17 protein-coding genes are annotated in these 21,420 nt (G+C 63.7%); all 17 read right to left on the bottom strand.

Going from position 1 to position 21,420, the window contains the following annotated elements; all coding sequences use genetic code 11:
• Positions 1–6: 6 nt before the first annotated feature.
• The gene (locus tag G7025_RS07610; RefSeq protein ID WP_181077828.1) at positions 7–2,424 is read right to left on the bottom strand and encodes an autotransporter family protein; all 2,418 of its coding nucleotides are present in this window, start codon (positions 2,422–2,424) and stop codon (positions 7–9) included.
• Between the two features lie 241 nt (positions 2,425–2,665).
• The gene (locus G7025_RS07605) at positions 2,666–3,427 is read right to left on the bottom strand and encodes a PIG-L deacetylase family protein (RefSeq protein ID WP_181077826.1); all 762 of its coding nucleotides are present in this window, start codon (positions 3,425–3,427) and stop codon (positions 2,666–2,668) included.
• 153 nt (positions 3,428–3,580) lie between these two features.
• Positions 3,581–4,264, bottom strand: a complete 684-nt coding sequence (locus G7025_RS07600) for a glycosyltransferase (RefSeq protein ID WP_181077824.1) — start codon at positions 4,262–4,264, stop codon at positions 3,581–3,583.
• Complete coding sequence (locus G7025_RS07595) at positions 4,261–4,860, bottom strand: SAM-dependent methyltransferase (RefSeq protein WP_181077822.1); 600 nt, start codon at positions 4,858–4,860, stop codon at positions 4,261–4,263. Before G7025_RS07595 ends, G7025_RS07600 begins: the two co-directional genes overlap by 4 nt.
• Positions 4,857–5,615: a PIG-L deacetylase family protein gene (locus G7025_RS07590; protein WP_181077820.1), complete on the bottom strand. Its 759-nt coding sequence runs from the start codon at positions 5,613–5,615 to the stop codon at positions 4,857–4,859. The genes G7025_RS07595 and G7025_RS07590 overlap by 4 nt, the downstream gene beginning before the upstream one ends.
• Positions 5,612–6,610 (bottom strand): acyl-CoA dehydrogenase family protein, encoded by a 999-nt coding sequence (locus G7025_RS07585; RefSeq protein ID WP_181077818.1) that lies wholly within the window; start codon positions 6,608–6,610, stop codon positions 5,612–5,614. The genes G7025_RS07590 and G7025_RS07585 overlap by 4 nt, the downstream gene beginning before the upstream one ends.
• Position 6,611: 1 nt before the next feature.
• Complete coding sequence (gene glgX / locus G7025_RS07580; protein WP_181077816.1) at positions 6,612–8,771, bottom strand: glycogen debranching protein GlgX; 2,160 nt, start codon at positions 8,769–8,771, stop codon at positions 6,612–6,614.
• A gap of 134 nt (positions 8,772–8,905) precedes the next feature.
• Complete coding sequence (locus tag G7025_RS07575) at positions 8,906–9,172, bottom strand: DUF2934 domain-containing protein (RefSeq protein ID WP_181077814.1); 267 nt, start codon at positions 9,170–9,172, stop codon at positions 8,906–8,908.
• A gap of 24 nt (positions 9,173–9,196) precedes the next feature.
• On the bottom strand, positions 9,197–11,953 hold the full coding sequence (locus G7025_RS07570; RefSeq protein WP_181077812.1) for a malto-oligosyltrehalose synthase: 2,757 nt from the start codon (positions 11,951–11,953) through the stop codon (positions 9,197–9,199).
• Entirely contained in the window at positions 11,950–14,034 is a 2,085-nt protein-coding gene (gene malQ, locus G7025_RS07565) for a 4-alpha-glucanotransferase (protein WP_181077810.1), read from the bottom strand. The genes G7025_RS07570 and malQ overlap by 4 nt, the downstream gene beginning before the upstream one ends.
• Entirely contained in the window at positions 14,031–15,776 is a 1,746-nt protein-coding gene (treZ, locus tag G7025_RS07560; RefSeq protein ID WP_181077808.1) for a malto-oligosyltrehalose trehalohydrolase, read from the bottom strand. Before treZ ends, malQ begins: the two co-directional genes overlap by 4 nt.
• Positions 15,777–15,795: 19 nt before the next feature.
• Positions 15,796–17,349 carry a glycogen synthase GlgA gene (gene glgA / locus G7025_RS07555; RefSeq protein ID WP_181077806.1) on the bottom strand — a complete coding sequence of 518 codons (1,554 nt, stop codon included), beginning with the start codon at positions 17,347–17,349 and terminating at the stop codon, positions 15,796–15,798.
• A 516-nt stretch (positions 17,350–17,865) separates the two neighbouring features.
• The gene (locus G7025_RS07550) at positions 17,866–18,819 is read right to left on the bottom strand and encodes a D-2-hydroxyacid dehydrogenase family protein (RefSeq protein WP_181077804.1); all 954 of its coding nucleotides are present in this window, start codon (positions 18,817–18,819) and stop codon (positions 17,866–17,868) included.
• Between the two features lie 26 nt (positions 18,820–18,845).
• Entirely contained in the window at positions 18,846–19,847 is a 1,002-nt protein-coding gene (locus G7025_RS07545; RefSeq protein WP_181077802.1) for an alpha/beta fold hydrolase, read from the bottom strand.
• A 44-nt stretch (positions 19,848–19,891) separates the two neighbouring features.
• Positions 19,892–20,335: a YqaA family protein gene (locus tag G7025_RS07540; protein WP_181077800.1), complete on the bottom strand. Its 444-nt coding sequence runs from the start codon at positions 20,333–20,335 to the stop codon at positions 19,892–19,894.
• Positions 20,336–20,338: 3 nt separating this feature from the next.
• Complete coding sequence (locus G7025_RS07535; RefSeq protein WP_181077798.1) at positions 20,339–20,785, bottom strand: DUF411 domain-containing protein; 447 nt, start codon at positions 20,783–20,785, stop codon at positions 20,339–20,341.
• A 103-nt stretch (positions 20,786–20,888) separates the two neighbouring features.
• A complete protein-coding gene (locus tag G7025_RS07530) occupies positions 20,889–21,347 on the bottom strand; it encodes an SRPBCC family protein (RefSeq protein ID WP_181077796.1) in 459 nt (152 codons plus the stop codon).
• Between the last annotated feature and the right edge of the window lie 73 nt (positions 21,348–21,420).

The raw sequence follows: 21,420 nt of genomic DNA, 5'->3' as shown, positions 1-21,420 counted from the left end.
GGTTTGCTAGAACTCCATTCTCAGGCCCAGCGTGCCCTGGCGGCCATTAAACGTGTTGCTGTCCAGGTTCCGGCTGTAGCCCACCTCGCTGTAGAGGCTGACGTCCGTGGCAACCTTGAGCGTGGCGCCGGCACTCAGCCCCAGGGTGGTGGACTTCTGTTCGGTGTCGATGTCGGTGACATCGTCGAACCGCACGGTGTTCTGGCCGGCGCGGGTGTGCCAGACGTTGGCCCGTGCATAGGGCTGCAACGGCATGCCGCTGACCTGATAGTCGCCGCGCAGGCGCACGCCCAGGCGCGTGGTGAGGCTGGTATCGGCGTCATAGGACACATCGGAGATGCCGTCGTTTTGCCGATCCAGCCGGGTCTTGCCGACGATGACCTGAGCCTGCGGTTCAACCACCCAGGTGTCGCTGATCGGCAGCGGCCAGCCGACTTCGGCCGAAGCGGTGAGGTTATGCCCACGGGTTTTCATCTTCACGCCACGGTCTGATTCGTTGTGACCGTCGAAGCGGGTACCCATCAGCACCAGGTCGAGGTATGCCTGGTTGGCGCCGATCAACGTCCAGTAGAGGCCCAGGCTGTCACCGCGCAGGGTCGTCTTGCCCGTGTCCTGGTCCAGCCGGGCATCGCTGAACCCTTTGACGTTGCCTTTGAGGGTGCTGTGGCCGACAAAGAACCCCACGCGGTGCTGCAGGCCGTTGTCGAGCTGGCCTGCGTAGACATCGCTGCCTATCTGGAAGCCCGATACGGAACTGTTCAGCGACGGGCTGACGGTGCCGGCGAAGCCCTGGCGGCGGCTGTTGCCATACACACGGCCCCAGCCGGCCGGAAATGCGCCGGTCTGCTGTTGCTGGCTCTGGTCACCCATGCGTTCGTGGTAGGTACCCAGCATGTCCTGCACCATCTGCTGGGCGGCAGGGAACAGCACCGCGTACACCGACACTTCCGGCCGATAAATCGGCAGCGGCGTGATGCCGGGGTTGGGCGGCAGCGGCGGCCCCTCGGGGTCGGGCGTGGGCACGGGGGTGATGACCGGGTCGGTCGGTTTGGCCGGGACGGTCGAGCGCAGGTAGAAGTTTTCCGAGGTGCCGGCTGTGACGCCGCCCTTGAACAGGTAGTAGTCGTACGCACCGGCGGACACGGGCTTGCCGAGGCTGAATGCGCTGGCCGCGCCGCTGGCATTGTTGATGGCCTCGACCACCAGGATGCCGTTCTGCACGGTCTGTGCGCCGGCACCGTTCAGGTTCTTAATGTCGATCGGCGTAGTGCCCTGTATCGGGCCGCCGTTGACCACCAGTTTGTCACTGGCCGAACCGTCGGCGCCCAACACGCTTTGCAGCGCGAGCCGGCCGCCGTTGCCTTTGTAGGTGCCGCTGACGGTCAGTGAGTCGCTGGCGCGGGTATTGCCCGTCATGTCGATCAGGCCCTGGTTGTCCAGCGTCACTGGCTTACCGCCAAGGGAGTTGATGAAGCCCGTGCCGGCCAGGATTGCACTGGTCTTATCAATGGTCAGGGTGCCGGTGTTCGAGGCGCTGTCGCCCAGCACGAATTTACCCTCGAGGGTAAGCGTCGTCCCGTTGGTCAAATTCACGGTTTCCCAGTTCACGTACTGGCTTGGATTGTTGCTGACCTGGCTGTGATCGAAGATCAGCGTATCGTTGCCCAGGCCGCCGTCCAGCGTGGTTTTCGTCTCGTTGGTGAGGGGCAGGTTTTGCAACACCGCAATATCGTCATCCAAGCCAGCGTCCACGAGCTTCCCCAGCGTACCCCCGGACCAGAGGAACCTATCCTTGCCGGCGCTGAGCAGGACGCTCCCCCCGACCTTGCCGCCCAGGATTTCCACGATATCGTCGCCGCCGCTGACGCTGATATTGCCCACCACTTCTGCGTCGCCCGAGAGTCTGACCAAGTCCGTTCCGAAGCCGGTGATAAGGTTGCGCAGGATTTTGCCGCCGGACATAAGAAACGTATTGTCGTCGAGCCTCATATTCACGTTGCCGATGGTGCCTCCCGTCATGACGGCGTAATCGCCGGCGCTGAACTCATCGACAATCACACCGCCTGTCATCCTGAAGGTATCCAGGCCGTCACCCTGATCCACAAACTTGACTTCGCCGCTGCTCATGATGAAGTCGTCAATGCCCGCTCCTTGGCTCAGTCCGCCAACGATTTTGGCGCCCGGGCCGTTGATCTCGGTCCTATCGTTGCCTGCACCGAAGGTCACGGACCCTGACACCTGGCCCGTGCCGCTCACCGTGAGGCTGTTATTGCCACCGGTGTCGATGAAGCCGGGAGTCGATCCGCTGTCACAGGTGGAAGTGTCATTGCCGGGGGTGTTGTTGATGCTGCATGCGCCGTAAGAGGCCAATGGCGTCGCCGCCAGTGCAAGCAGGTGCAGCAGAAGAAGCATCCGTGTACGCATGATTCGTCCTCGCTGAAAGGCTCGGTTACTCCAGCACCCGTGGCAGGGGGTGCGGGCCAGACCATGACAACGCGTTGCGCGATACGGAGCAGGGAGTGCGGGTTACCTGTTCGAAAACACCGGCCAATGCAGGGAGTTGGCATGGCTTTCTCGACTGCGCCTGAAGGGGCACAGCGCTTTTTCAACGGTAGTCAGCTTTGCAATCCCACGCTACTGTCAGAAATAACAGGTACAGACGAGCTTAGATCAATACGATTTCATACGGCTCGCGCATGCGCTCCAGCAGCACGTGGGCAAGGATCGGCGCCAGGCCGATCTCCGGATCGCCGGCCAGTTGGCTGGCATAAGCGTGTACCGCGTGAAGCTTGCGCGCCACGCTCCAGGTGTCGAGGCGCACTTTGCGCGCCCTCGGCCAAGGCACTGTCGCCGCCTGGCGGACCGGGCCGTGCCAGGCCCATACCGGCAATTCATACAGTCGTGCGCCTATCAGGTCGCAGGCCGTGGCCGTGGCGCGGCCGACGGCGTCGTGGTCACGGTTGCCATCGTTGCACCAGGTCGTGAACACCACGTCGCCAGGGTGCAGGTAGCGCGCAATGAATTGGCTCAACTGCGGTTCGCGGCCCGCCAGCGCGTTGTCGCAGAAACCGCCGCGAATCCACTTCAGGCTGTGCAACGGCATGCCCAGGCGCCGCAGCGCTTCGGCGCTTTCCTGCGGGCGCACCACGCTCAGGCGGCTCGCCGGCCAGACCAGGGAGCCTGGGTGGCTGGCGCTGCCGTCGGTGATGGAGATCAGTTGCAGAGGGTGTTCCAGTTGACTGAACAGTTGCAGCAGCCCCCCGCATGCGAGCACTTCGTCGCCAGGGTGGGGCGCAACCACCACCACGCGCGCACCGGGTGGTACCAGGGCGGTGGGGGCGACAAGGGGGATTTGCGCCAGTTGCGGCGCACTGTTCCAGATTTGGGCGGGGCCGCGACGGCCTTCGCTCAGCGAGGCAGGCTTCATGGGTGTCACATCCTTGTCGAGTGAGACGCGGTCGTACCCCGTTGACGGGACGACTCTCTTATAGTCACCACGGACTCCGCCGTGATGGGTGCATGGCAATTCAACCCTGAATTACCAGCAAGGCGTCCTCAGCATAGACAAGGATCCCGCGCTTTACCGTGGCGCCACGGCGTTTTTTTCAGCGCCGGCCAACAGACTTTTCAAGTAATCGCCAAAACCGCCCGTGGCTCGGGCTTCCAGGCGTGCGCTGGTGATCACCTGCGGACGATGGCTCCAGGCAATCGATGCGCCGCAGCGCTCCAGGTCACGCACCAGTTGCACATCTTCATGGCAGGCCAGGGGCTCAAAGCCACCGGCACGGATGTAGGCGTCGGCGCTCACGCCCAGGTTGGCGCCGTGGATATGCCGATGACCGTCACGCGCTTCGTAGCCCTGGTGGTAGCGGATCTGCGCGGCGGGGTCGAACCCTTCGCTCCAGCCGTCTACCGTGACGGTTCCGCACACCGCATCGGCTTCCAGCGCCAACTGTGCCACCAGCCAGTCCGGGGCCACGCGGCTGTCGGCATCGGTGCAGGCGATCCAGCGCGCGCCCAGGTCCAGCAGATGCCGCGCGCCGACGCCCCGGGCGTGCCCGACATTGCGTGCCTGAACTTCCAGGCACTGCACCGGGTAGGCCTGGACAATCGCGGCGCTGCCATCGCTGCAACTGTCGAGCATGACCAGGATCTGCACCGTTTCGCCCAGCAGATCGGGGTGACGGGCCGCTTTCAGCGCGGCGTCCAGGCACTCGGCCAACAGCGCTTGTTCGTTGTGCGCCGGAATCAGAATGCCGATCATCGCAGGCCCTCAAGGGTGGCGACCGAGGTGCCGTCGCGGCTCCACAGGTCAAGGAGAAAGTCGTGGTCGTGATGGCTGGCGATACGCGGCATGCCCAGCCGCGCTTCCAGCAGGGCATGCACCTGCTCGGCGGTTTGCGGGCAACCCTCGATGGGCGGGCGCCAGTGGCAGGCCAGGATCTGCCCATCGGCGCTCAGGCAGGCGAGGGCGCGCTCGATCAGGCGGCCCAGGTCGTCGGCGTCCAGGTAATAGCACAGCTCGCTGAGCACAATCAGCTCGTACTGGCCGGCAGGCCACTGCGCGGGCAATCGACTCTGGCGCACCTGTGCATGGGGGCAGCCCAACAGCCGCGTGCGCGCCAGAGCGACCGCCGCCGCCGCAGTGTCACAGCACAGCAGGCGATCGCAGCGCGCTGCCAGTTCAACGCTCAACTCGCCATTGGCGCAGCCGGGCTCGAAGATCGACGCGTAGCGTGGCTTGGTCAGCAGCGCCAGGGTCAGGGCGCGTTTACGCCGCTCGTACCAGCGCTGGCGAAAAGCCCAGGGGTCATCGTTTTCAGCGAACAATTGGTCGAAATAAGGTGTAGCCACACTCATACGAATACCACTTCAAAAGGTTGCAGCAGGCGCTCCACCACATACGGCGCCAGCACCGGCGGCAGGCCGATCTGCGGGTCGCCTTCCAGTTGGCTGGCGAATGCGTGGATGGCGTGGCGCTTGCGAGCCACCGCTTCACAGGTGAGGGGGATCTTGCGCGCACGATGCCACGGCACCATACGGTCTTCCGCGGTTGCCCAGTGCCAGGTCCACACCGGCAGTTCATACAGTCGCGCGCCAGTCGCTTCGGCGGCCCGCGCGCTGGCACGGCCGACGGCTTCGTGGTCGCAATGGCCGTCTTCGCGCCAAGTGGTGAACAGCACGTCGGTGGGTTTCACATAACGCTGAATAAACGCGGCCAGCTCGTCCTCGCGCGCCGCCACTTGGCTGTCGCTGAAGCCGGCGCGCAACCATTTGAGACTGTGCAGCGGCACGCCCAGGCGATGCAGGGCCTGCGCCGACTCCTGCGGGCGCACCACGCTCAGGCGCTCCACCGGCCAGCGCTGGGAACCGGGGTGGCTGGCACTGCCGTCGGTGACCGAAATCAATAGGATGGGCCGCTCCAGCGCCGCCAGGCCTTGCAACAGGCCGCCGCAGCCGAGCACTTCGTCATCGGGGTGGGGCGCGATAATCACCGCGCGATGCCCCTCGGGAACCAACGCTTCGACGCTGATGGTAGCCAGCGCCGCCATGCGCGGTGAGGTCTGCCAATGCTGCAGCGGCGTGCCCTGGCCGACGATAGGATTGGCTTTCATAGCTGCCACCTGCCTGTGGGTTGGGCGGCGACCCATTCGCCCAGGGCGGCCAGGTCGCGTTCGGCGTGGCTCTGACGGATGTAGACCGGCAGGTCGGCCATCAACTGCGCCACGTGTAGGTCCTGGCAGTACGGCCCGGCCCCCACGGCGCGGCCGACATGCCGCATCACCTGTTCGACGCTGTCTTCGATGCAGGCGCGTGCGCGCCGGGCCAATTCCCTGGCATCGGCGCCGGGCTCGCGGTCGATGCATTCGGCCGCCGCGCGCAATACACAGGCGGCGGCGTGCAACGCACTGTCCACCGCGCCCAAGTGCGCCAAGGCATGGGGCTCGGCGCGCCGGGCGCAGTGCTGTTGCAGCACCTGGCCCAGGCGTTGGGCCGCGCCGTACCAGCACGCCGCGATGCCGACTCCGCCTTGCCAGAAACCGGGGCGGGCAAGGTAGTCACCGGGACCGCCCACCGCCATAGCGCCGGCATTGTCGAAGATCACCTCGACACTGCCGGTGGCGGCCATGCCCACCGCGTGCCAGCCTTCATGGGTGACGCTTACGCCCGGTTGTTGCATAGGCACCGCCACCAATTGCTGGCGGCCTCGCTCATCCCAGGCGGTCAATAAACCATGACTGACCACCGCCGCGCCGGAGCACCAGGCTTTACGCCCGTGCACCCGCAAACGATGGCCGTCGTGTTGAACGTGCACCTTGGCCGTGGGCGGCTCGGCGGCCCATGTGCCCCAGGTACTTCCCCGGGGCGGTGACGGGCTGTCGAGTTCGGCCATGATTGCCAAGGCATCGGTGTGGCCTTCAAACAACTTGCACAGGCGCAAGTCGTGTCCGGCCACGACGGCCAGCGCCCTGAATCGCTCCAGGGTGCGGCCGCTGCCGGGCAGGGGCAGTTGATCCGCCCCCTGCGCCACCAGGGCGCTCAGCGCTGTGCCGAGCGCCTCAGTGTCCGCATAGCTGCGGTAGCCGTGAAGGCTTCCCTGCCAGGCCATTTCACACCTCGTCGTCGCGCTGCAATTCGAACAGCAGGAGTGAGCGGCCTGTCACGGCGTACTCGTGATCGAAGTCAAAGCGCTCCTGGGCCTTGATCGCCGTGTCGTTGGTGTCCAGCAGGCACGTCCAGAACTCGCCTTCGGGCACCGGTGGCAGACGGAAATTGACCATGTCGTGGTGGGCGTTGACCACCAGCAACAAGGTGGCGTCGGCACCGGCACGGCGAATCCCGGTTTCCTGAGCGCGGCCGTCCATCAGCATGCCCAGGCAACGGCCATTACTGTCCTGCCACTGCTCAGTGCTCATTTCGTTGCCGTCCGGCGCGAGCCAGGTGACGTCTTTCACGCCGATGTCTTCGTTGTAATCGCCCACCAGGAAGCGGCCACGACGCAGGATCGGGTAGGCCAGGCGCAGTTTGATCAAGCGCTTGACGAACTTGAGCAGGGCTTTGCCGTCGTCATCCAGGTCCCAGTTGACCCAGCCAATCTCACTGTCCTGGCAATAGGCGTTGTTATTGCCGTGCTGGGTGCGGGCGAATTCGTCACCGGCGACGATCATCGGCGTGCCTTGGGCCAGCAGCAGGGTGGCGAAAAAGTTACGCATCTGGCGCAGGCGCAGGGCGTTGATTTCCGGATCGTCGGTAGGGCCTTCGACGCCGTGGTTCCAGGACAGATTGTTATTGCTGCCGTCCTGATTGTTTTCGTCGTTGGCTTCGTTGTGCTTATCGTTGTACGACACCAGGTCGTGCAAGGTGAAACCGTCGTGGGCGGTGATGAAGTTCACCGAGCTGTACGGCCGGCGCCCACGGTGGTTGAACATCTCGCCGGAGGCGGTCATGCGCCCGGCGAAGTCCGCCAGTTGGCCGTCATCGCCTTTCCAGAAAGCACGCACGGTGTCGCGGAAGCGGTCGTTCCATTCCACCCAGCCCGGCGGGAAGTTGCCCACCTGATAGCCGCCGGGGCCGCAGTCCCAGGGTTCGGCGATCATTTTCAGCTGGCGCAGGACCGGGTCCTGGCGGCAGGCCACAAGGAAACTGTGGCGCTCGTCGAAGCCGTCGCGATAACGCCCGAGGATGGTGGCCAGGTCAAAACGGAAACCGTCCACGTGCATTTCCGTGGCCCAGTAGCGCAGGGAGTCCGTGACCATTTGCAGCACGCACGGGTGGCTCAGGTCCAGGGTGTTGCCGGTGCCGGAGTCATTGATGTAGAAGCGCTTGTCATCGGGCATCAGACGATAGTAAGAGGCGTTGTCGATGCCGCGCATGGACAGCGTTGGGCCACGTTCATTGCCTTCGGCGGTGTGGTTGTAGACCACGTCCAGAATCACTTCCAGCTTCTGTTCGTGCAGATGGGCGACCATCTCCTTGAACTCGGCAATCTTGCCGCTGGCCAGGTAGCGCGGGTCCGGAGCGAAGAACGCGATGCTGTTGTAGCCCCAGTAGTTGGTCATGCCTTTTTCCAGCAGGTGCTGGTCGTTGACAAAGGCATGCACCGGCAACAGTTCCACTGAGGAAACCCCTAACTGGCGAATGTGCTTGAGCACATCGTCTTCCATCAGGCCGGCGCAGGTGCCACGCACCGATTCGCCTACGGACGGGTGACGCATGCTGATGCCGCGCAGGTGGGTTTCGTAAATGATCGTGCGATCCCACGGCACGCGCACCGGTTGGTCGTTGCCCCAGGTGTGGGCGGGGTCGATGACCTTGCACTTGGGCACGAATGGCGCGCTGTCGCGTTCGTCGAAGCTGAGGTCGTCATCGGGGTGGCCGATGGTGTAGCCGAACAGCGCTTCGGACCATTTGAGTTCGCCCACCAGCTGCTTGGCATAGGGGTCGATCAGCAATTTGTGATGGTTGAAACGGTGGCCGTTGGCTGGATCGTAAGGGCCGTATACGCGGTAGCCGTAAATCAGCCCGGGGTGGGCGTCGGGCAGGTAACCGTGGAAGATTTCATCGGTGTATTCCGGCAGCTCGATGCGCTCCAGTTCCACTTCACCGCTGTCGTCGAACAGGCACAGTTCGACCTTGGTGGCATTGGCCGAGAACAGCGCAAAGTTGACGCCCAGGCCGTCCCACGTAGCGCCGAGGGGGAAGGGCAAACCTTCACGAATCCGCGACGGCTCATTGCCCGGCGTCGATGGGGTTTTATCCGGTTTGCTCATGGTGTTGCTCCTGAAAGGGGGCTTTTTTCGGGCCGAGTGCGGCCGTGCTGACAAAGTTTCAGCGAATACGGTAGAGAGTGAAGATGAACTCCCACCGACTGGGTCGGCAGGAGGGTCGGGCATCGATAGGCTGGTTAAGGCTTGGGCTTTTTCGCTGCCGCAGGTTTCTTTGCCGCGGGGGCGGCGGGCTTACTGGCGGCCGCGGCAGGCTTGGGTTTGGGCGCCGGCTTGGCGGTGGCCTTGGGCTTGGCCGCAGGCTTGGGTTTGCTGGGCGTCAAGGCTTCGGATTCGGCCAGCTTGCGCGCCATCTCCCAGTGACGCGCGTCCTCACCGTGGGGCTTGCCCTCGGACTCCCAGATCTGATGCGCCAATTCGCGGATGCGTTTGTCTTCAGTACTCATCGCAATGCTCCTCACAGAAAATGTTCAGCTTTCTTGATCATCAGAATTAATAAAGACATTGACCGGGAATTCCCCCAGCGCAGTGCTGATCAACAGCTCCTTGTCTGGTGTGACTGCGCCTGTCTGAAAAAGTCCCTTCCAGTTTTGCGTTGACGCGGCGAACGGTAATTTCACCCGGGTATCGCCCCAAACCTGCGCAGGGATCAGCGGCTGCACACTGTTTTCAAGCAGCGCGTGGGACCAGCGTGGGACCAGCACCACCAGCTGTTTGCCCTGATGCTCGCGGCTGAACGCAACCACCCGTTCGGCATGCTGACCGACCACTTCCAGGGGCGTGTAGCTGCCCTGGCGGAACAGCTCCGGATGGGCATTGCGCAGGCCCAGCACCTGGCTGATCAGCGCCTGCTTGATAGGCCCTTCATGCCAGCTGGACAGCAGTTGATCGGTGCCCGGCGAGGCATTCAGCGCCTGTTGCCGTGCAGTGAAATCCACCGGGCGACGGTTGTCCGGGTCCACCAGGCTGAAGTCCCAGAACTCCGCGCCCTGGTACAGGTCCGGCACACCCGGCACGGTCATGCGAAGCAAGGTTTGCGCCAGGCCGTTCAAGGCGCCGGCCGGGGCGATCGCCTGGGCGGCGGCGCCAATCGCGGTGCGCAACGGTCGACCGGCATCGGTCAATAACAGGCGCGAGAGGAACGCCTCGACCGCTTGTTCATAGGCTTCGTTGGGCGCGCTCCAACTGCTTTGCAACTTGGCTTCGCGCAGGGCTTTCTGTTGCCACTGCCAGAGGCGTTGCTGGTAGGTCTCCAGCGATGCGCCTGGGTCCAGGTCCAGCGGCCAACTGCCCACCAGCACTTGGTAAAGAATCAGCTCATCACCGGCCGACGGCGCGCTGGCGTCATCGCGCAGCGGCGCGGCCAGGTTGCGCCACTCTTCAACTTGGGCCACGTACCACGGCGCGCATTCGCTCAGCACCGCCAGGCGCGCGCGGGTGTCTTCGCCGCGTTTGTGGTCGTGGGTCGCGGTGGCCAGCAGATTGTCCGGGAACGCCTGCAGGCGCTGCTGGTTGACCTGATGGAAGTCGGCCAGCGGCGCACTGAATTGCTCGGTACTGAAGCCCACATCGTTGCGCGACAGCAGCACCGCCGAGCGATAGAACGCGGTGTCTTCCACCGCCTTGGCGGCGGCCGGCGAAGTCAGTTGCTGGAAGCGAACGCAGGCATGCTTGAGGATCTTGCGTTCACGCCCCACGGGGCGGTTACGCCACGGCTGGCCACCGAGCCATTTTTCCAAATGATCGAGCACCGGCCAGTCGCCCTCGCTCAAGGTGCTGCGCGCGCCGTCCATGGCTTGCTGGAACACCTTGTCGTCTGCGGCGCTGCGGCCGCGAGCGCTGATGTAGGTGCGGTACACCGGGAAGTGCACGATCAACTCCTGCAACGCTCGGCGGATGGCGCCCAGGGTCAGGTCGCGGGTCATTACGTCGTCGCGCGCTACCTGCAGCAGCGCCTGGGCCACGCTTTCGAAATCGCCGCCCAGGGAGCCGTTCAGAATCTGCTGGCGCGCCAGGCGAGCCTCTTCGATAAAGGCCGAAGGCCGTTCACTCAGGCGCGTCCACAGCTCGGCCAGCGGCTCGAAGCCTTCGGGCTGGTGCTGCAGCAAGGACAGCTGGTTCATGAACTCATAACCGGTGGTGCCGTCCACTTGCCAGTCTTCACGCAGGGTTTCGCCTTCGCCGAGGATCTTCTCGACAAAGATCGGCAGGTGCCGCTCGGGGGACAACGTGTCGACCCGGCGCCGCAGCTTGCGGCAATAACCGCGTGGGTCGGCCAGGCCGTCGATATGGTCGATGCGCAGGCCGTCCACCAGGCCTTCGCTGATCAGTTCGAAAATCTTGCCGTGCGTGGCTTCGAACACCGCGCTGCGCTCCACGCGCAGGCCACCCAGCTCATTCACGTCGAAAAAGCGCCGCCAGTTGATATCGTCCGCCGCCGTGCGCCAGCTGGCCAGGCGATAGGCTTGCTGTTCCAACAATTGATGCAGGCGTTCAAAGCCTTCCGCCTCGCGCCCGTCGAACTGGGCCAAGCGCTGCTCGATGGCCGGCAGCACCTCGGTGGCCCGCTCGGCCAGGGCCTGTTTGAGCCACGCGGCTTCGGCGTAGGCATCGTCCTGGTAGGCGAGTGCGGCAAAACGGTCCGCCAGCGGTTTGAGCGGTTCGTCGGTGCCCAGAATCAGTGCGTAATCCCGTGGGCAGATCGGGAAGCGATGCTCGTAATGCTCGACGTAGAACGTTCCGTGGTCGGCATCGAAATGCAGCGTCAAGGTACCGCTCTGCAAGGCTTCGCCGTAGTCGCTGCCCAGGAACGGCATCAGCAATTGGCCTTTGAGCAGCGGGTCGGGAGAGTGCCACTGGATATCGAAGAACTCGCTGTAGGGGCTCAAGCGGCCCCATTCCAGCAGGTCCAGCCACCAAGGGTTGTCGGCGCCACCCACGGCCATGTGGTTAGAGACGATATCCAGGATCAGCCCCATGTCGTGCTCACGCAGGGCCGCGACCAGACGGCGCAGCGCGTCCTCACCGCCCAGTTCGGGGTTGACCCGCGTCGGGTCGACGACGTCGTAGCCGTGCATGGAACCGGCACGCGCGCTGAGCAGTGGCGAGGCGTACAAATGGCTGATGCCCAGTTGGGCGAAATACGGCACCAGCGGTACCGCGTCGTCCAGGGTGAAACCTTTATGGAATTGCAGGCGCTGAGTGGCGCGCAGGGGCAGTGCTTTCATCGGTCACGCTCGTAGGCTTGGTTACGCGCGACGGCCAGCAGTTCCAGGCGGCGCGCGGCGCCGGCGTTGTCGAGCAGGCTTGCGGCCTCGCCCGGCAGGCGGCGGCGCCAATTGGGATGGGTGTCGGTGGTGCCGGGGAGATTGGCCTGTTCTTCAATACCCAGGGCATCCTCCAGCGGCAGCAGCACCAGCGGCGCACGGGTGTGGCCCAAGTAGCGCACGCTGGCGTCGATCATGTGGTCGGTCTCGTTGCGGATCTCATCGACAAAGTTCTGCGGGTCCTGGCTCAAGGCCTGGCGCAGTGCCTGGCGTTCGCGCAGGCGGTGTTCGCTCCATTGCTCCACGGTCGGCGCGTCGATCAGGCCAAGCTGGATATTCCAGTCGATGTCGCGGCTGTGCCACCAACCGTTGAGAGTCGGCAGGTCGTGGGTGCTGGTGGTGGCGAGGGCGTTGTCGGGCCAGTCGAGGATCGGCTTGAACTGGCCGTCATGGCCTTGCTCGAACAGCAGCACGCGCATACCGAGTATGGAACGGCCGATAAGTTTTTCGCGCAGCCCGTCGGGCACCGTGCCGAGGTCTTCACCGAGCACAATGGCCTGGTGACGGTGGGACTCCAGCGCCAGCAGGCGCAGCATGTCGTCCACCGGGTAATACAAGTACGCGCCTTCCTTGGGCGAGGCGTCCATGGGGATTACCCACAGACGTTGCAAGCCCATCACGTGGTCGATGCGCAGCCCGCCGGCATGGGCGAAGTTGGCGCGCAGCATCTCGATAAAGGCGCGAAAACCGTGGCGCTTGAGGCCTTCGGGCGAAAACGCGGAAATGCCCCAGCCCTGGCCGGCACGGTTAAGAATGTCGGGCGGGGCGCCCACGGTGAGGTCGGCGAGCAATTCGTCCTGGCGACTCCAGGCCTGGCTGCCGCCGCCGTCGGCGCCCACTGCCAGATCGGCAATCAAGCCGACACCCATGCCGCTGCCACGCGCGGCCTGTTGAGCGCGCTCCAGGCAACGTGCAATCAGCCACTGGGTGAACGCGTAGTAGCCAATCTCGTCGCGGTGCTCGTCGGCGAATGCCGCTAGCGCCGGACTTTGCGGGGTACGCCAGTCCTGCGGCCAGTGGCGCCAGTCCAGGCTTTCACCGGCGGCGGCGCGCATGGCCTGGACCGCTTCGAAGCGGCAATGGTTTTCCAGCGCCTCGCCACCGGCCTGGCGAAAGCTCAGGAAGTCGGCGTGCTGCGGGTGGTGACCGTGGCGGAAATCTTCATACAGCGCACGTAGCAGGCGCTGCTTGGCCTGGGCGGCGGCGGGCCAGTCGATCAGGTCGAGCTGTTCGAGGTCGTGCAGCTCATCGGCAATACCCAGGGCCTCGATGGCATTGCGCACTTCGCGCTCGCCCAGAATACAGGCGGGCGAGGCGTACAGGCTGTTGAGAAACAGTCTGCTCGATGGCGAGTAGGGGCTGTAGCGTTGCGGGTCGGCGCTGAACATCGCATGCATCGGGCTGATGGCCAGGGCATCTGCGCCCCGCTCGGCGGCTGAGCGGGCCAGGTGTTCGAGGGCCAGAGTGTCACCGAAACCGCCATCGTTGAGACGCCGCAGGCCGTAGAGCTGCGCGCTGATGCCCCAGGCGCGGGCGGGGCGGCTGTCCACCGCTTCGGCCACGCTGTAGCAGTGGGCGGGGGCGACGGCCAGAGTGAAGCTCTGGTCGTTGATTTGCACCTGGTGGTAGCCCAAGGCAACGACGCCGGGCAACACCGCATCGCTATCCAGGCGCAGTTCCAGGGTTTCGCCTTGTTCCAGGTGGACGCGGCACAGGGTGTCCGGCTCGAAATACCGTGCCAGGTCCAGGCCGTCGCCGCTGTCGACAGTCAGCAATGGCGGCAGGTGTTTGTCTTGCTGTGCCTGCTCCAGGTCATGCAGGCTGGCGTCGATCTCGGCGTCGTTATCGGCCGGATGACCAAGGCCTTTGAGCACCGCGCGCAGGGCGTCGGGTTGTACGCGTTGCGGGCGGCCGTTGGCGTCGATCCAATCGACGGCCAGGCCCGCGCGGCTGGCGAGGATTTCCAGTTTCGCTTCGCTCAAGGGTGTTCTCCAGCTGGGGATAGGGTCACGCGTGCGCTGTACGGCGGCAGTTGCGCGCCGTGATTGGCCGGCGTTTGGAACAGCACGTGCGGCGACGCAGGATGTGGCAACGCCGTGGCACTCAGGTTCAAGTCAATGTGCAGCACGCTGCCGTTACCCAGGCGCCAGCGTGCGCTCACGGCGCTATCGCCGAGTACGCTGGCGCCGAGCGCCACACTGCCGGGCAGGTGGGGCACGATGTGGCGATGGCGCAGCCTCAGCAGCTCGCGGTAAAGCTGCAGGTGCGCCGCATCCGGCAGGGTCGGCTTGGACTGTTCGAAGGTCGACAGCGCATTGGGATCGGGGATGCGTTCACGTCGTTCGGGGTCGTGGAACGCGGCGAAGTCGGCGAATTCATTGCGCCGGCCTTCGCGCACGGCCTCGGCCAGCTCGCCATGGTGATCGGTGAAGAACAGAAACGGCTCGGGCGCATTGGCCTCGTCGCCCATGAACATCAACGGAATCATCGGCGACAGCAACAGCAGGGCTGTTGCGGCTTCAAGCGCTTGAGGCGAGCACAGCTGGTGCAGGCGCTCGCCGAGGGCGCGATTGCCGATCTGGTCATGGTTCTGCAAGAACGCGACAAAAGCGCTCGGTGGCAGATGCGCGCTCGGCTCGCCACGGGTGTGCCCGTGGCGGGTGGTGTCGCCCTGATAGATAAACCCTTCGCCCAGGCACCGCGCCAGCTTGGCGGTGGGGTCCTGGGCAAAGTCGCTGTAGTAGGCGTCGGTTTCGCCGGTGAGCAGCACATGCAGCACGTTGTGGAAATCGTCGTTCCACTGCGCATCGAAATCATGCTTGAGCAGGCTGGCCTGGTTCAGTTCGTTTTCCAGCATCAGCCAAACATGGCGCCCGCTGTCGACCTGCTGACGTACGCGCTGGGCCAGTTCCTGCAGGAAACCGGGGTTGTCGATCGCGTGCACCGCGTCCAGGCGCAGGCCGTCGAAACGGTATTCGAGCAGCCACATCAGGGCGTTGTCGAGGAAGAAATCGCGCACTTCGCGGCGCTCGAAATCAATGCCCGCGCCCCAAGGGGTGTGCACGTCTTCCTGGAAGAAGCTCGCGGCATATTGGCCCAGGTAATTACCGTCGGGGCCGAAGTGGTTGTAGACCACGTCAAGAATGACCGCCAGGCCGTGTTCATGGGCGCTGTCGATCAGGTGCTTGAGCTGTTCGGGGGTGCCGTACGAGGTGTGCGGGGCATACGGCAGTACGCCGTCGTAGCCCCAGTTGCGTTCGCCGGGAAACTGCGCCAGGGGCATCAGTTCAATGGCGGTTACGCCCAGTTCGGCCAGGCGCGGCAGGTGTTGCTCAACAGCGGCGTAGCCACCCAGTGCGCCGACGTGCAGTTCGTAGATGACTGCCTCGTGCCAGGGCCGGCCTTGCCAGTTGGACTGACGCCAGTGGTAGGCGAGCGGGTCGACCACCAGGCTCCAGCCGTGAACGTCCGAGGCCTGGGCCCGGGACGCTGGATCGGGAACATCCCGTTCGCCGTCGATATTGAAGCGGTAGCGCGTGCCCGCCGGGCACTTGATTTCCACTTCGAACCAGCCATCCGCCTGCGACAGCATGGGGATGGATTTGCCGTCTTCCAATTCAACGCTGACATAAAACGCGTCTGGCGCCCACAAGGCGAAACGCGTGTGTTGCGCGTCCAGCATAATTGCGCCGTGGGGCCAGGTTTCCAGAGTCCGTAAAGGCATCTATAGAGACCTCCCTTGATTATTTGACTGATTTCCCCAGGGCCTTGGCCACCAGTTGTTCGTAGAGTTCTGCGTAGGGTTCGACTGCCTGGGTCCAGTTGAATGGCTGGGTCATGGCGCGGCAGCGCATGGCATTGAGCAGGCCAGGGAAGGCGAACACATTGAAAGCGCGGGTGAGGGCGGCTTTGTAGCTGTCCACCGTGGATTCGTTGAACAGGAACCCGGTCACGCCGTCTTCGATGGTGTCGGCCAAGCCGCCGGTGTTGCGTGCCACCGGCAGTGAGCCGAAACGCTGAGCGTACATCTGGCTCAAACCGCAAGGCTCGTAGCGCGACGGCATCAGCAGGAAATCGCTGCCGGCGAACATGCGCCGGGCGTCGGTCTCGTTGAAGCCGATACGCACGCCGATCTGACCGGGGAAGCGCAGGGCCAGCTCGCGCATGGCCTGTTCTTCTTCCGGTTCGCCGCGACCGATAATGGCGATCTGGCCGCCGTTCTCGACGATAAAGCTGGCGACCGCTTCGGTGAGGTCCAGGCCTTTCTGGTAGACCAGACGCGATACGACGGCAAACAGCGGGCCGGTAGAGTCGTGCAGGCCGAACAGGTTACGCACGTGCGCGGCGTTGATGGCCTTGCCTTCCCAGTCACCGATGTTGAAGTTGTGGGTCAGGTGGGTGTCGGTGGAGGTTTCCCAGCTTTCGTCAATGCCGTTGGGAATACCGCTGAGCAAGCCTTGCTGGGTCTTGGCGGCGAGGAAGCCGTCGAGGCCGCAGCCGAATTCGGGGGTGGTGATTTCCTGGGCATAGGTTGCGCTGACCGTCGTGATATGGCTGGAATACGCCATGCCGGCCTTGAGGAACGACATCTTGCCGTAAAACTCCATGCCTTCCTGCTGCAGCGCGTGCGGCGGAATACCCAGCTCCGGGGTGGACGCCAGACTCACCACGCCCTGATAGGCCAGGTTGTGAATGGTGAACAGCGTCGGCGTGCGTGACCCGCGCCAGTGCATATACGCCGGTGCCAGGCCAGCGGGCCAGTCATGGGCGTGCACCAGGTCCGGGCACCAGTGGATCTGCGCCAGGTTGGCGGCGATATCGGCGGCGGCCAGGCCCAGGCGGGCGAAGCGGATATGGTTGTCCGGCCAGTCGCGACCGTTATTGGCGCCGTAGGGTGTGCCTTCGCGCTCGTACAGCTCGGGGCAGATCAAAACGTAGATGACCAGGCCGTCCTTGAGATCCATGCGCCCGATCTTGCAGGGCGGCAACGCCGCATGGCCGCCCAGTTCGCCGATGATGTGGATCGGGTTGTCGCTTTCCATCACTTGCGGGTAACCGGGAATCAGCACGCGTACATCATGCAGATGCGCCATGGCGCGGGGCAGGGCGGCGGACACGTCGCCCAGGCCGCCGGTCTTCACCAGGTCGGCGAACTCCGAAGTGACAAACAGCACTTTCTTGCGATTGGGGTTGTAACTGGACACCGGCCGCACCGTGTTGAGGTCGACCAAAGAGGTCGACCCGCCAACTGGCTGACTAACACGCTCTCCCTGAATATTTACTGCGGCACTGATCATGATTCTCTCCACGTGTTGGTCGGCTAATGGCCCGCTGCCATTAACTACGGTGACCGCATCCTGCGGTCAGGCGCACAAGCGCATGACAAACTGGCAAGGCCTATGCCAGTTGCACGGTTAGCAATAAAAAGTTGGATAGACGGCGCCGGCATGAACAGCTCAGGCGCGCCTTACCCTAAACCTGACCAACAGCAGAGTTGGAAAGTTTAGAATTTTTTCGCGGGGTTTTTGTTTTGGAAGGGACCCATCGGTCACCAGTCTAGGACAGATCCCAGAGCCCGTAGGGTTTATACGAGATTTTTGTAGGACAAAAATCTTGTAACCTTATGCGATGCGGGTAAACCGGGGGCGGTAGTGGCGTTTGGCCTGTTTGCTCGCGGGATTGCACTGCATTGGAAAGCGCAGCGCTCCCAAAGGGTGCGTTCGATGCATGAGTCGGTTTGCGTGTGCTTATTTGGGGCTGCTGCGCAGCCCAGCGCGGGAGGTGCGACGATTCGACAAGCCAGGCCCGCCCATTCAGCCCAGCACCCTAACCGGAGCGCCACGGGACCAGGCCTGAATATCTTCGATCATTTGTGCATAAAACTGCCGATAGTTCTGCTCGCTCACGTAGCCCACGTGGGGCGTGGCCAGCACGTTGGGCAACTGACGAAACGGGTGGTCGGCGGGCAATGGCTCCTGGCTGTAGACATCCAGCGCCGCGCCGGCCAGTTGGCCGCTTTGCAGGGCCTGCACCAGCGCCTGTTCATCCACGATCGGCCCGCGGGCAGTGTTCACCAGCCGTGCGCTGGGTTTCATCCACGCCAATGCCTGGGCGTCCACCAGGCCACGGCTGCGCTCGCTGAGCACCAGGTGGATGCTCACAATGTCGGCCTGTTCAAACAATTGCTGTTTGCTGACCCAGGTCACACCCGCAGCGGCGGCGCGCTCCGGCGTGAGGTTCTGGCTCCAGGCGATGACGCGCATGCCGAATGCCTGCCCGAATGCCGCGACCTTCTGGCCGATGCTGCCCAGCCCGAGGATGCCCAGGGTCTTGCCATGCAGGTCGCCGCCCAGGCCGAGCTGCCAGCCGCCGGCGCGCAACGAGTTGGCTTCGGCCAGCAGGTTGCGGGTGCTGGCCATGATCAGCGCCCAGGTCAGTTCCGGTGCGGCGTGTTTGTAGCTGTCGGTCCCGCACACCTGGATGCCCAGTGCCGTGGCGGCGGGCAGGTCGATGGCGGCATTGCGCATGCCGCCGGTCACCAGCAGCTTGAGCCGCGGCAGCCCCCGCAGCAGGGCCTGATCGAAGACGGTGCGCTCGCGCATTACACAAATGACCTCGAAGCCCTGCAAGCGCTCGATCAGGGTGGCGGTGTCGGCCGGATAGTCGTGCAAAAAATGCACGTGGCCGATGGCCTCCAGTACTGACCAATCCACCACACCACCGGCAACCCTCTGCCAATCATCAATGACTGCGATCTGTACCGACATTTACACGCGCCTCTTCAAGGGAAGGGTTAAAGGGTATTCAAGCCCTGCAGCAAGGCCTGGTGAAAGCGCGCCGGCTCTTCCATCTGCGGCGCGTGCCCCAGGCCCGGGAATTCCACCAGGGTTGCATGGGGGATCAGCTTGGCCGCCTGCTTGCCCAGGACCGCGTAGTTGCCGAGCGTTGCCTTGACCTGCGGCGGCGCGATGCCTTTGTTGATCGCGGTGGTGTCGGCCGTGCCGATCAGCAGCAGCGTCGGCACCTGCAGGTTCTTGAACTCGTAGTACACCGGCTGGGTGAAGATCATGTCGTAAATCAGCGCCGAGTTCCATGCGACCTGTTTATGCCCGGGGCCATCGCTCAAGCCGGCGTACATATCCACCCAACGCTCGTATTCCGGCTTCCACCGTCCGACGTAGTAAGTGTCGAGCTGGTATTTACGAATGCCCTCGGCGTTGACGTTGAGCTCGCGCTCATACCACTGGTCGACGCTGAGCGTGGGCACGCCCAGGGCTTTCCAATCCTCCAGACCGATGGGGTTGACCATGGCCAGTTGTTCGGTCTGCTTGGGGTACATCAGCGCGTAGCGGGTGGCGAGCATGCCGCCGGTGGAGTGGCCGAGGAGCGTGGCCTTTTGAATGCCGAGCTTTTCCAGCAATTGGTGGGTGTTCAGGGCCAATTGCTGGAAGCTGTACTGGTAGCTGTCGGGCTTGCTGGAGGTGCAAAAGCCAATCTGGTCCGGGGCGATAACGCGATAACCGGCGTCGCTGAGGGCCTTGATCGTGCCTTCCCAGGTGGCCGCGCAGAAGTTCTTGCCATGCAGCAGCACGACGCTGCGCCCGTTGGCTTTGCCATTGGCCGGCACGTCCATGTAGCCCATCTGCAGGGTCTTGCCCTGGGACTGGAAGTTGAAACGTTCGATAGGATACGGGTATTCAAAACCCTGCAGCTCAGGGCCGTAGGTGGCGGCAAACGCCGTTGTCGCAGTGGCCGTCAACAGGCCGGCGACGCAGAATTCACGAAATAAACGCATGGACGGGCTCCGAAAAAGGGTGTCCGGATGCTGTTGGCGCACGATTAAGTGGGAATTAACAGCCACTGCCGGGTCACGGCCGCCAACACGCCATAACGCGCGCTTTTGGCCAGCGTCACCAGCAGCAGAAAACGCCACAAAGGTTCACGCATGACCCCAGCCACCAGGGTCAGCGGGTCGCCGATGATCGGCACCCAACTGAGCAACAGTGTCCAATGGCCCCAGCGTGCGTAATGTTTACCGGCTGTGTCCAGCTGCCGCGGATTGACCGGGAACCAGCGCCGCTGTTTGAAATGTTCTACCCAACGGCCCAGCCACCAGTTGACCAGCGAACCGAGCACATTGCCCAGGGTGGCGATGCCCAGCAGCAACCACAGGTTGTAATGCTCGCTGAGCAGCAACCCCACCAGCACGGCTTCCGACTGCAATGGCAATAGGGTTGCGGCGCCGAACGCCGCGAAGAACAGCCCCAGGTAACCCATCGACACCGATCAGTGTGCCGGGTAGTCGGCCACCACTGCATCGTTGCCCTCGCGGCTCACGCCAATGACCTGATACGCATCGGCGTGGCCATCCATTTCCATGCCCGGTGAACCCATGGGCATGCCCGGCGCGGCAATGCCCAGCAGATCGTCGCGCTTGCGCAATGCCAGCACTTGCTCGGCAGGCACGTGGCCTTCAACGAACTTGCCGTCGATCACGGCGGTGTGGCACGAACGCAGGCGCGGCGCCACGCCCAGGCGCTGCTTGACGGCGCTCATATCGGCTTCGACATGGTCATTAACCTTGAAACCGTTGCTCTCCAGGTGGCTGATCCATTTTTTGCAGCAACCGCAGTTGGCGTCGCGGTGCACGTCGATGGGGATCAGGTCGGCGGCCTGGGCCAGGGGGGTGGCCAACAGGGCGCTCAGCAGCAACAGGCGCAATGGTTTTTTCATGGGGGCTCTCGCAGGAGGTGCACTGGAATGGCGGCGATCATGACGACGTCCTCGCCGGCAAGCCAGTGCCCGCAGCCGGTTGGCTGCGCTGAGATGTTTCAAATTATTCCGAAGCTGGTTGTTCCAGATGCTGCTTGAGGCGGTCCAGGGCCACGTCCGAGAGTTCGATCATGCGGTCATGCAAGCTCACCAACTGCAACTCGGTTTCATAGCTCAGCACCCGCTTGAACAGCGTGCCGTCGCGAAAGGGCTGCAGGAAAAAATGAATCGAACCGTCCACGGCCAGGGAGGTGAAGACGCTCTTGAACTCCTCGCAAGGCCGGGCAATTTGTACGCGGTAGCTCATGGGAACGCGTACGCCAAGCAGGTCGATCATCTCGGTAAAACGCGCGCCGACTCCCAGAGAGCCGGTGGTGCCGGTCTCTGCGCCGAGGGAGGTGGGATGCCATTCGTGCCAGCGGTCGGGCTGGGTGACGTAGGCGTAGACGGCCTCGACGGAGGCCCGGATAAAGCGTTCCTGACTGATCCGCTCCAAGCGGACCGACTGCTCGACAGCGCGCATGACACACCTCCTGTGTGGCGGGAAGAAGCATCTTGAACTGTCAGAATAGTCTGACTCCCGCGCTTTGCACGGG

Source organism: Pseudomonas lurida, assembly GCF_013522705.1.
In the GTDB taxonomy this organism is placed as follows: Bacteria; Pseudomonadota; Gammaproteobacteria; order Pseudomonadales; family Pseudomonadaceae; genus Aquipseudomonas; species Aquipseudomonas quebecensis.
The sequence above is the reverse complement of the archived record's forward strand: the minus strand, read 5'-3'. Positions and strand labels throughout refer to the sequence as shown.